The sequence below is a fragment of the Pseudomonas sp. 2848 genome, assembly GCF_003253945.1.
GTDB lineage: Bacteria > Pseudomonadota > Gammaproteobacteria > Pseudomonadales > Pseudomonadaceae > Aquipseudomonas.
The window spans coordinates 21,902-33,399 of sequence record NZ_QKZD01000019.1 but is presented as its reverse complement, the minus strand read 5'-3'; the positions used below and the strand labels follow the sequence as shown (position 1 = coordinate 33,399).

General features: G+C 67.0%; 7 protein-coding genes. 5 read left to right on the top strand and 2 right to left on the bottom strand.

What is annotated here, in order from left to right; translation table 11 throughout:
• The first annotated feature begins 34 nt into the window (after positions 1-34).
• Complete coding sequence (locus DFS21_RS25215; protein ID WP_111533391.1) at positions 35-940, top strand: LysR family transcriptional regulator; 906 nt, start codon at positions 35-37, stop codon at positions 938-940.
• 102 nt (positions 941-1,042) lie between these two features.
• Complete coding sequence (locus DFS21_RS25210; RefSeq protein WP_110704074.1) at positions 1,043-1,480, top strand: cupin domain-containing protein; 438 nt, start codon at positions 1,043-1,045, stop codon at positions 1,478-1,480.
• 15 nt (positions 1,481-1,495) lie between these two features.
• Here DFS21_RS25210 and pbpC read toward each other — a convergent pair whose 3' ends face one another.
• A complete protein-coding gene (gene pbpC / locus DFS21_RS25205) occupies positions 1,496-3,844 on the bottom strand; it encodes a peptidoglycan glycosyltransferase PbpC (RefSeq protein ID WP_111533398.1) in 2,349 nt (782 codons plus the stop codon).
• Positions 3,845-3,912: 68 nt separating this feature from the next.
• On the opposite strand from pbpC, the gene DFS21_RS25200 reads away from it, so the two are divergent.
• On the top strand, positions 3,913-4,206 hold the full coding sequence (locus DFS21_RS25200) for a hypothetical protein (protein ID WP_023631497.1): 294 nt from the start codon (positions 3,913-3,915) through the stop codon (positions 4,204-4,206).
• 92 nt (positions 4,207-4,298) lie between these two features.
• Here DFS21_RS25200 and DFS21_RS25195 read toward each other — a convergent pair whose 3' ends face one another.
• The gene (locus DFS21_RS25195; RefSeq protein WP_111533389.1) at positions 4,299-9,203 is read right to left on the bottom strand and encodes an alpha-2-macroglobulin; all 4,905 of its coding nucleotides are present in this window, start codon (positions 9,201-9,203) and stop codon (positions 4,299-4,301) included.
• 220 nt (positions 9,204-9,423) lie between these two features.
• Here DFS21_RS25195 and DFS21_RS25190 point away from each other — a divergent pair, with 220 nt between their 5' ends.
• Both DFS21_RS25190 and DFS21_RS25185 read left to right on the top strand, forming a co-directional pair.
• The gene (locus tag DFS21_RS25190; protein ID WP_111533388.1) at positions 9,424-10,761 is read left to right on the top strand and encodes an MATE family efflux transporter; all 1,338 of its coding nucleotides are present in this window, start codon (positions 9,424-9,426) and stop codon (positions 10,759-10,761) included.
• Between the two features lie 124 nt (positions 10,762-10,885).
• Complete coding sequence (locus tag DFS21_RS25185; protein WP_102684572.1) at positions 10,886-11,491, top strand: CDP-alcohol phosphatidyltransferase family protein; 606 nt, start codon at positions 10,886-10,888, stop codon at positions 11,489-11,491.
• Positions 11,492-11,498: the final 7 nt, after the last annotated feature.

Genomic DNA, 11,498 nt, shown 5'->3' with positions numbered 1-11,498 from the left:
GGCCCCGCCGTTCGCTGCAAGGAGTGATGTGCCATTGGACCAGTTGAGCGCCATGCAGACCTTCCGCCGGGTCGTCGACCTCGGCAGCTTCAGCGCCGCCGCCCACCAGGCGGGCGTTTCCCACACCGTGCTGTCGCGCCAGGTGAAGCACCTCGAACGCCATCTCGGCACGCAACTGCTCAACCGCACCACCCGGCGCCTGCAAGTGACCGAGGCCGGGGCGCTGTTCTATCGCCACTGCACACGGATTCTCGAGCAGATGCAGGCCATGAACCTTGAACTGTCCGAGCATCAACAACAGCCTAGCGGCACGCTGCGCCTGGGTGTGGCCACTGCCTTTGGGGAGCTGGAGCTGGGACACTGGCTGCCGGACTTCGTCGGACGTCACGAGCGATTGCAGGTGGAACTGCATTGCAGCGACCGCTTCATCGACCTGCTGGAAGAAGACATCGATGTCTGCCTGAGGGTCACCGACCACCTGCCCGACTCCAGCCTGGTGGCCCGCAGGCTGGCGGACAGCGAGGTGGTGCTGGTGGCCGCCCCTTGCTACCTGGAGCGCCACGGTACGCCGACCACACCCGAAGCCCTGGCTGCCCACCCGCTGCTCGGCTACAGCCGCTTGCCGCACCCACAACGCCTGCAACTGACCGGCCCCGCCGGCGAGCGCCGTGAGTTGCTGATGCCCCAGCGGCTGAGCGCCAATTCGCCAATGGCCCTGCGCGCGGCAGCGATCGGCGGGTTGGGGATCGCCAGCTTCGACCGCTTCATCGCCCACGATGCCTTGCGCGACGGGCGCCTGGTGCCGGTGCTGGCGGACTGGTCGCTGCCCTCGCGAGCCTTGTACGCGGTCTACCCGCAGAGCCGCTATGTGGCCCCCAAGGTACGGGCACTGCTCGACTACGTGCAGGGGTACTACGCAGAGCCGAGATGGCGGCATTGATTTGTGCTTAGAACGCACAAGACATGGCAAATTGAAGAAGTATTTGTGCGCAACTTGATTGTTTAACCTTCGCCCATTGTCACTTGGCGAAGGAGCCTCCCCATGAAAGCACTGCACACGATGTTCGCCGGCCTCACCCTGGCCGCCATTGCCACCACCGCCAGCGCCGCTGGCGACACTCTGAGTTCGGTCCCTGACAGCGCCGCGCTGAAATGGCAGCAGGTGCCCGGCACCCAAGGCGCGGTGAGCTACGCCAATGTCGAAGGCGATCTGTTCGGCAAGGGGCCGTACTCGGCCTACGTAAAATTCCGCAAAGGCACCGACAATGGCCTGCACACCCATAGCCAGACCCTGCCGACCGTGGTGTTGAGCGGAACCTTCTACGCGGTGATCGATGGCAAGCGAGTTGAGTACCCGGCAGGCGCCTACTACAAATTGCCCGCCAACCTGGTGCATGAAAGCGGCTGCACCGCGGCGGCCGATTGCCTGCTGTTCCAGTACCAGGCCGGTGCCTTCGATCTGAACCCGGTCAAAGGCTGAGCCTGGGCAACGCGCTCACTCGCTGACCTGGAACTCCACCCGCGCCGTCTCGCCGCTTTCATCCAAAGCACTCAACTCGATGCGCCCGGCCTGCTCGAAACTTACCTGCAGGCTGTCCTGCCCTTGGGTCTCGCCCAAGGGCTGTCCATTGAGGAACCACCAGCGCCGCCCTGCCCCGCCCAATGCCGACACACGCAACTGCAACGGCTCGTGGCTGGTGGCCGGGCGGCGCAGGTTGTCGCCACTGCGCACACCGACGATCGACAGCGGTGGCGCGCTGCTCACCACCTGCGGTGGACAGGCGGGGTCAACGGCCGGCAGCCGCGCCGCTCGACGTTCGACCCGGGGCAACCACGGCTCGAGCGGGGCCGGCCACAAGGCAATGTCTTGGGCCTTGGCACCGGGACAGGAAGCATCGACACGCAAGCCACGCTCGTTGAGCCACACCGTTTCGCGCAATCCCAGCCCCAGCGGCTGGTCGGCAGCCTGCAAGGTCGGTGGCGTGGTGGCGTCGAGGGTCCAGGCGAAACGTTGCCGACGGCAGTTGGGGTCCTGGCGGTTCATCTGCTGGCCCAACGGCCAGCAGATCGCCGCCACACCGACCGACGCCGGCACCGGCTCGACCGGCACTTCGATACCGCGTTGGCTGTCGCGGTTGCTCAGCAGGTCATGCACCTGCAGCATCAATGGCGCCGCTGAGGCCAGGCCGAACTGGCCCGGTACCGGGGTGCCGTCGGGGCGGCCGATCCACACGCCGATCAGGTAGCGCGGGCCGACGCCCACCGACCAGGCATCGCGAAAGCCATAGCTGGTGCCGGTCTTCCAGGCCAATTGCGGACGCTGCACCAGCTCGGCGTGGGGGTCACGGTCCGGCCGCGCCAAGCCGCTGAGAATGCGCCGGGTGATCCAGGCCGACCCCGGCGACAGTAAGCGGCGCTCCACCAGCGGGTCCTGGGGTTGCAGGCGTACCTGCGCGCTCAGCCCACCACGGGCCAGCGCGGCATAGCCACCGACCAGGTCCTCCAGCCGGCTGCCTGCGCCACCGAGGATCAATGACAGGTTCGGCTCGGCCAGCGGCGGCAGCACCAGCGCCATCCCCCCCATGCGCATCTGCGCGGCGAAACGTTTCGGGCCATAGGCCTCGAGCAGTTGCACCGCCGGCAGGTTCAGCGACAGTGCCAGCGCCGAGCTGGCCGACACCGGGCCGCTGAAGCCCATGGAGAAGTTGCCGGGGCGGTAGTCGCCGTAGCGCCGCGGCACATCCTGCAACAGCGATTCGGAGTGGATCAGGCCATCATCCATGGCCATGGCGTAGAGGAACGGCTTAAGGGTCGAACCGGGCGAACGCAGGGCGTGGACCATATCCACGTGACCGAAACGGCGCTCATCGTTCAAGTCGATGGAGCCGAGATACGCGCGCACGGCCATGCTCTGTGTCTCGACCACCAGCAACGCCGCCGAGGTGCGCTCGGGCAGGCGGGCACGCCAGCCCATCAGCAAGTCTTCGAGGCGGCGCTGCAAGGCGGCATCCAGGGTGGTACGGATCAGTGGCGGGCTGTTCGGCGTATTCAGGCGCCGGGCCAGCAGCGGCGCCAGCGCCGGCTCCTGGCGTGGCGCCAGCAACAGCGGCTCTTCACGCGCCTCATCGATGCGCTGGGCTGGCCATACCTGGTACTCGGCCAGGCGCTGCAGCACCTTGTCCCGGGCGCGTTGGGCGCGTTCAGGGTGGCGGTCCGGACGCAGCCGGCTCGGCGCCTGGGGCAGCACGGCGAGCAACGCGGCTTCGGCCGGAGTCAGGTGTTTCGGCGACTTGCCCAGGTACGCCCAACTGGCCGCTGCCACGCCCTGCAAGGTGCCGCCGAACGGTGCCCGGTTGAGGTACAGCTGCAAGATCTCGTCCTTGGACAGGTGCCACTCCAGCTGCGCCGTGCGCCACAGCTGGCGCAGCTTGCCGGACAAGGTGCGGTCGTGCGGGTCGAGCAGGCGCGCCACCTGCATCGACAAGGTGCTGCCGCCGGACACCACCCGCCCGCCACGCAGATTGAGCCAGGCAGCCCGGGCCAGGGCCATGGGGTTGACGCCGGGGTGATGATAGAACCAGCGGTCCTCGTAGGCGAGCAGGGCTTCAAGGTACAGCCGCGAGACTTCCTGCGGGCTGACCGGATAGCGCCACACGCCGTCGGCGTCGGCGAAGCGCCACAGCGGTGTGCCGTCCTCGGCCAACACCACCCGCGCCAGGTCGTCGCCTGGCATGGGCAATGGCCAGATACGGTCGGCCAACCACAGCAGGGCCATGCCCAGCAGCACGCTGACGGCGACACACCGCAGCAGCCTGGTCAGGCGCGGGCACGCTAAGCTTGGCATCGGGAACCGACCGGGCCAGGTGATGGCCAAAGGCTGGGAATCGCCGATTCGTTGATCAGGAAGCGACTATGCATGTAGAAGGTTTTTTCGAATGGCTGGGCCAGGCACTGGGTTCGGTGATCCGATTCATCGTCGATGGCTTGAGCGGGTTGTTCAACCTGCTGGCCAACGCCGGTGGCAATTTCATCGACGGCCTGGCGCGCACGCTGGGAATGGACACCTCGCTGGTGAGCATCCTGGCGCTTATCGTCGGCCTGATGTTGCTGTACTCGGCGGTCCGCGCATTCATGCGCGCATCGATCATCCTCGGGATCATCTGGGCGTTGCTGGGGCTGTGGGTGTTGAGCTGGGTGGTGCATTGAAAGCAGCTGCAAGCTTGGAGCTACAAGCGACAAGTTGAAAGCAGCCTGCGTCGACTGCTTTCTCTTGTAGCTTGCAGCTCACAGCTTGAGGGTCAGCGAGCTCTTACAATCATCTCGCCCAGGCTATCACCTACCGCCTGCAAGTTGGGCCGGTACATCGACTCCACCTGCGGTGGCGGAATGCGGTAGCTGCCCGGCGTCACCGCACGGGCCAGGTACAGCAGGTGGGTGGTGCCGTAGCTGTCGAGCTTGAGCGCGGCCACATAGCGGTCGTCGCGGTACTCCTGGTGCACCACGCTGGCGTTCTGCATCGACTCGCGCCATTGCTTCACCGCGCTGCTGGCGTTGTCCAGGCTGGCAGCGCTCTGCGCCAGGTTCTGGTTCTCCAACTCCAGGCCTGCTGGCAGCAGGTCCACCACCAGGGCGTCGGGCACCTGGTCCTGGGCCTTGAGCGCCAGGTGCACCAGCACCAGGTCACCGCTGCGCAGGTTGCGCACATCCAGCGCCTGGCCATTCATGCCCAGGTACTCGCGGCGGATTTCCATGCCATTGCCGCTGGCGGCCGGAGCCTGGCGCGGGTAGCCGGACAGGGTCAGTTGCTGGTACAGGGTTTCGCCACCCTGGTTCTGCACGGTCAATGGCGAGGCCAGTAGCGGGCCCTCGAGCTTCATGCCCGAGTCATTGTTGTCGAACTCGCGGACCTCTCCGGCGCTGTCCAGGCGGGCCTTCCAGTTGCCTTCCGGCTTGCCCAGCAGGCCTCGACCGGCAAGGAACAGCGCGTTGCGCTCTTGGGTGGACAGCCAACGGTTGGCGGCCAGCTCGTCGGACAGGCCGAACAGGCGCTGATCGACCTGATTGGCGGCCAGGTTGTTCTCCTGCAGCAGGGACAGGATCAACGCCTGGTCACGCAGGGCGCTGCCGTAGTCTGCCAGCCAGCCTTTGCCGCGGGTCACCGCCAGGCCCGCCTGCAGCGCCTGCTGCGAACGCTGCTTGTCGCCCATCTTGTCCAGCGCTACCGCCAGTTGCACCAGCGGCAAACCGGAGCGGGCGTCAGCACGACGCTCGAACAGGCTGCGCAAGGCGCCCAGCGGCGCCTGTTGGCTGCGCGCCAGCACCAGGCCGGCGTAGGCCTGCACGGCGAAGCGGGTGTGGTCGGCGTTCTGGCTGTAGTCGACTTCGATCAGGTTGCGCTCCTGCACATAGCGCAGCAGGCGCTCGCTGGCCTTCTTCAGCGCCTCGGCCGGTACGCCGTAGCCTTGCTCGCGGGCGCGCAGCAGGAAATCGGTGACGTAGGCGGTCAGCCAGTATTCCTCCTCGCTGTCCGAACTCCACAGGCCGAAGCTGCCGTTGTAGCGCTGCATGCTCAGCAGGTGCTCGATACCCATCTCGATCTTGCGCTTGCGCACATCGGCCGGCTCACCCTTGATGCCCAGGCGCTTGAGGCTGTCGGCATCGGCATACAGCGACGGGTACAGGCCACTGGTGGTCTGCTCCAGGCAGCCGTAGGGGTAGGCTTCCAGGGCGCGGATCTGCTCGGCAAGGTTCAGCGGTGGGCGGCTCGACAACGCCAGGCTGGCCTCCAGGCCCGCAGGCTCGAACTCGGCCAGGTCGCTGTCGGGCAGGCTCCAGGGCTGGTCCTTGAGGGCCACGCGGTAGTGCTTGAGCATCGCCGGGTAGGCCGGGCGAATACCCAGGGTCCATTCACGCTCGAAGGTACTGGCCGGCTCACCCGGCAGCTGCAGGCCGTTGACCTGCACGCGGACCTTGCCCTGGCCCAGGCCACCCTGGGCCTGCACCGGGATCATCAGGGTGGTGCGCTGACCTTCGGCGAGGCTGAAGTTCTGCTGCGCGCCACCAACCAAGCTCAGTTGGCCTTCGCTGGACACCTGCACGGTCAGTTGCTGGGCGCGGCCGGACAGGTTGGCCAGGTCCAGCGCCAGGCGGGTCTGATCGCCACCGGCGAGGAAGCGCGGCGCGGACAGCTCGGCGATCAGCGGCGCGGCGACCACGGTCTTGCCTTCGGCCATGCCGAAGTGTTCCTCGGTCCAGGCCTGGGCCATCAGCCGCAGTTCACCGTTGAAGTCAGGGATATCGACGCTGGCCTGGCCCTCGCCTTTCTCGTCGAGGGTGACCGGCAGGCTCTGCTGGGCGACGATGGTCACCGTGGTGTTCGGGCGTTTGCCACCCTTGGCCATGGCGGCGTCACCGCCGAAGGCCAGGCTGGCCAGGCGGCCCTGGCCGGCTTCGATCAACTGGCCATAGATGTCCAGCTGGTCGGCGCCATAGGCCTTGCGGCCGAACAGGCTGGCGAACGGATCGGGGGTCTTGAAGTCGGTGATGTTGAGGATGCCCACGTCTACCGCCGACAACAATACATGCACCTGCTTCGGTACGCTGCCATCGGCGTTGACCGCCTTGAACTTGACAGTCAGCGGTTGCTTGGGCCGCATCTTCTCCGGCGCCTGCAGCGACACCGCCAGCTTGCGCTCGGCGCGGTCCAGCGGCAGGTGCAGCACGCCCACGGCGCGTTTCGGCGTGGCGTTGGCCTTGCGCTCACCCGGGCGGATCACCAGGGCGCTGATGTACAGGTCGTGGCGCGCCCACTTCTTGTCCAGTTCGACCTCGAAGGTCTTGCCCTCGGCCGGCACCTCGATTTCCTGCCACCACAGCGGGCCGTCGGCGGACTCGATCATCAGGTAGCCGCTGCCGGCGGCCGGCGGGGTGACGGTGACCTTGGCGGTGCCGCCTTCCTTGTAGGCTGGCTTGTCCAGGGCGATCTTCACCTGGTCAGGGCGCACGGCGCCGCCCTCGGCGTTGTCCTGGGCGCGGTAGCCGGCCCAGAAGCGGGCACTGGAGACCAGGCCGGTCTGCGGGTCTTCCACCTCGACGCGGTACGGGCCCCACTCCACCTGGAAGTTCAGCTTGGCGGTGGAGCCTGCCTTCACGCTGACGGTTTCTTCAGCCTGGGTAAGGAATTTCTCGTTGTAGTTGTAGCTCCAGCCATCGCTCTGCGAGTAGTTCCAGTAGTAGTCGCGGCGCTCGCGGATCAGCCGCACCTTCAGGTTGTCGGCGGCCAGTTTCTTGCCGTCGCGATCAGCCACCAGGAACTCGAATTCTACCGGGCCATCGCCGTCGGTTTCTTCGCCGTCAAACAGGCCGCGCAGGCCCGGCAGGCGCTCGGCAGGCCAGATCGGCTGCTCCAGGCGCCGGGTGATCGGCCGACCACCGGACTCCTGCAGGCTGGCCTGCACGGTCAGTTGCAGCGGCGAGCGGGCTTCAGCCCAGCGGCTTTCGATGTCGATGCGGGCCTTGCCGTTCTGGTCGAGGGTGACTTCGTCCAGTTCCAGGTCCTGGTTCAGGTCGGTCTCGGTGACCGCGCCGAACTGGTAGCCCGGCAGCGCCTTCACCGCTTCACGCAGCGGGCGCACGTACGCCTGGCCACTGAGGCGGTTGCCGGCGGCAGGCGCACCATAAAGGTAACGGCCATTGACCTGGATCGTGGCGGTTTGGTCCGGCGCCAGCGGCGCGGCACTGCCTTTGAGCTCCAGCGCCAGGCGCTCGGGGAGGAAGTCCTCGACAAGGAATTCGTAGACCTGCTTGCGTCCACCGCCCATGTCGAGCAGCAACTGCCAGCGGCCGGTCGGCGCTTCGCTGGCCAGTTGCAGTTGGTACTGGAACAGGCCGTTCTGGTCGGCCTCCCAGACGAACTTGCGGCTGATCTGCTCATCGGGGCGGCGTACTTCCACGTTCACCGGCTGGGCCTTGACCGGCTTGCCGTCCTGGTCGCGCAGCAGGCCGTTGAGCAGCACGGTCTCGCCTGGGCGGTACAGGTCGCGCGGGCCGAAGATGAAGAACTGCAGCGGGTTGGCCTGGGGGCCGGTGATGTCGAACTCGGCCAGGTCCAGCGCCGCGGTGTTCAGGCGCAGCAGGGTGGTGTGCACGCCCTGGGTGGCGATCAGCGTATCGGCCTTGGCGGTGATCGGCAGCTGCGCATGGCCGTCGCCGTCGGTCTTGGCCTGGGCCAGCAGCTTGCCCTTGTCGTCGTGCAGCTCGAGGGTGACGTCCTTGAGCGCCTTGCCGCCCTCCAGGGCCTGGGTGAACACGTCCAGGCGGTCGCGATAGCGGTGCGCCGAGACACCGATGTCACTCAGGGTGAACAGGGTCGCCGGTTGCGAGTAGTCATAGGTGCCCGAGGCACGCATGACTGCCAGGTACACGCCAGGCTCCTGCAGCGGCTTGATCCCGGCGATCGGCAACAGCACGGTTTCGCGGGTATTGCGCGCCGGGTTGAGGTCGAAACGGCCGCTGTAGACCAGCTCGGCCATCTCCAGGGTTTCCTTGGACTGGTAGTAGTAAAGGCTGCTGTTGCGCCCCCAGTTGACCAGGAAGCTCGAGAGCATGTCCGGCTTGATGCGGAAGAACTCGACATCGACCTTGTCGACGTTCAGGGCAATCACCGGCAGGCCTTCGGCCAAGCGCGTGGGCAGCAGCGAACCGCGGCTGGCGAAGCCCACCGTGGCCTGCATGTCGCGGGTCTCGAAGCGGCTGACCGATTCGGCCTGCAGCTGGTTGCCGTTGACCGAGAGCAGGCCCTTGTCGATGGTCAGGACCATCTTGCGCTGCGGCTCCAGGTGGCGCAGGCGCAGTTCCATCTGGTTGTCCGAGAGTTCCCAGGCGCCGTCGACCTTGCCCTTGACGGTATCGACCAGGTGCAGCTTGCCGGCAAAGTCCTGGTTGGCGTCCAGTGGCGCGGAGACGCTGACCGACAGGGTACTGGCGCCGTCGAGCTGCACTTCCGAGACGTCCAGCACGGTCAGCTCGCGGCCGGCGTAGCGCTTGGCGAGCACCGCCGGATCTTCGCGCTTGGCCGTCCTGGTTTCGACGGGCGCGACGGCAGTGGCGGCATCGGCAGGCGCCGAAGGCTTGTCCGGGGTGGAGGAATCACAGGCACTGAGCAGGGCCAGCGCGCAGGCCAGCAACAATCCTTTGTTGAGCATTTGAGAGAGAACTCTTCGGCAGCGTGTACATGAGGGGGGCAACTATAGCGCAACGGCTCGAAGCTTACCTGGCGATGCGCGGCAAGTGAGACCGTGTTCGCGCCAATAGGTTGCCGGGCCGGTACAATGAGCGCATTTGATCTTGCAAGGGGCCGCTTCGCGCCCCATCGCCGGCAAGCCGGCGATGGGGCGCGAAGCGGCCCTGATATGAAGGATGTGCATGTCCTCACTGTCCACCGCCTGGCGCAACCGCCCCACCCACCACAAGGTCTGGGCCCTCGCCGCGCCGATGATCCTGTCCAACATCTCGGTGCCGCTGGTGGCGCTGGTCGACAGCACGGTGATCGGCCACCTGCCCCATGCCCATCAGTTGGGCGCGGTGGCCGTCGGTGCCACGCTATTCACCTTCATGGTCGGCCTGCTGGGCTTCCTGCGCATGGGCTCCACCGGCTTCGCCGCCCAGGCCGCCGGCCGCGCCGACGGCGCCGCGCTGCGCCAGGTGCTGGTGCAGGGGCTGCTGCTGGCGCTGGCTTTCGCCGTGCTGATCGGCCTGTTGGCCCTGCCCTTCAGCCAGCTGGCGCTGCAGGCGATGCAGCCCAGCGAGGCGCTGCATGCCTCGACCGAAGCCTTCTTCCACACCCGCCTGCTCGGCCTGCCGGCAGCACTGGCCAGCTATGCCCTGGTCGGCTGGTTCCTCGGCACCCAGAACGCCCGGGCGCCACTGGCGATCCTGCTGACCACCAACCTGCTCAACATCGCCCTGAACCTGTGGTTCGTGCTTGGCCTGGACTGGGGGGTGGTCGGCTCGGCGCGGGCCTCGGTGATCGCCGAATGGAGCGCCGCCCTGCTCGGCCTGGCCCTCACCCGCCCGGCCTTGCGCGCCTACCCCGGGCAGGTCGCCTGGGCCGCGCTGAAACGCTGGCAGAGCTGGCGGCCGCTGCTGGCGGTCAACCGCGACATCTTCCTGCGCAGCCTGGCCCTGCAACTGGTGTTCCTGCTGCTCACCGTGCAGGGTGCGCGCCTGGGCGAGGCGACGGTGGCGGCCAATGCCCTGCTGCTCAATGGCCTGATGCTCACCGCCTATGCCCTCGATGGCCTGGCCCATGCGGTCGAGGCCCTGTGCGGCCATGCCATCGGCGCCCGTGACCGCAGTGCCCTGAAGCAGGCACTGGTGGTGGCCTGCGGCTGGTCACTGATCGTCAGCCTGGTGTTCGCCGTGCTGTTTTTGCTGGGCGGGCACCTGTTCATCGACCTGCAAACCGACATCGCCAGCGTGCGCGACGCGGCATATCCCTACCTGCCTTACCTGGCGGTGCTGCCATTGGTAGCCGTGTGGAGCTACCTGCTCGACGGCCTGTTCATCGGCGCGACGCGGGCCCGCGAGATGCGTAATGCGATGCTGCTGTCGGTGGCAGTTGCGCTGCCCCTGGCGCTTGCCATGCGCGGGTTCGGCAACCATGGGCTGTGGTGGGCGTTCCTCGGCTTCATGGTGCTGCGGGCAGTAACGCTGGGGTGGCTGGGGTGGCGTTTGCAGCAGCGCGACCGCTGGATTCCCTGAGAGCGGCGCCGCTTTGCAGCGCTGCGTCACGAAACCAGGAGAAAGCCCTCACCTGCCCCCTTGCCTGCGCCCGGCCTGATTCCCCACAATCGCGCCCATGCCGCACCATGACAGGGAATTCGCCGTGCCATCCATCTACCAGCTCAAACCCCGCTTCCAGGCGCTGCTGCGCCCTTCGGTGCAGCGCCTGTACGACCGTGGCGTCACCGCCAACCAAGTCACAGTCGCCGCCGCCGCGGTCTCCATCCTCCTTGGCCTGCTGCTCGCCTGGCAGCACCAGGTCTCCTGGCTGTTCATCCTGATACCGCTGTGGATGCTGCTGCGCATGGCGCTGAACGCGGTCGACGGCATGCTCGCCCGCGAGTTCGGCCAGCAGTCCAGGCTCGGCGCCTACCTCAATGAACTGTGCGACGTGATCGCCGACACCGCGCTGTACCTGCCGTTTGCCTTGCTGCCGGGCGTTTCGCCGACACTGGTGGTGCTGGTGGTGGTGTTCGCCGTGATCAGCGAATACGCCGGGGTAATGGGCCCGCTGGCTGGTGCGTCACGCCGCTACGACGGGCCGATGGGCAAGAGCGACCGGGCCTTCGCCTTCGGCGTGCTGGGCACCGGCGTGGCGTTCGGGCTGCTGGCCGCGAGCTGGATCAATGGCCTGTTGCTGGTGATCCTGCTGCTCTCGCTCTATACCCTGTACAACCGGGTTCGCCACGGCCTGGCCGAAACCCGCTGAGCCCCTC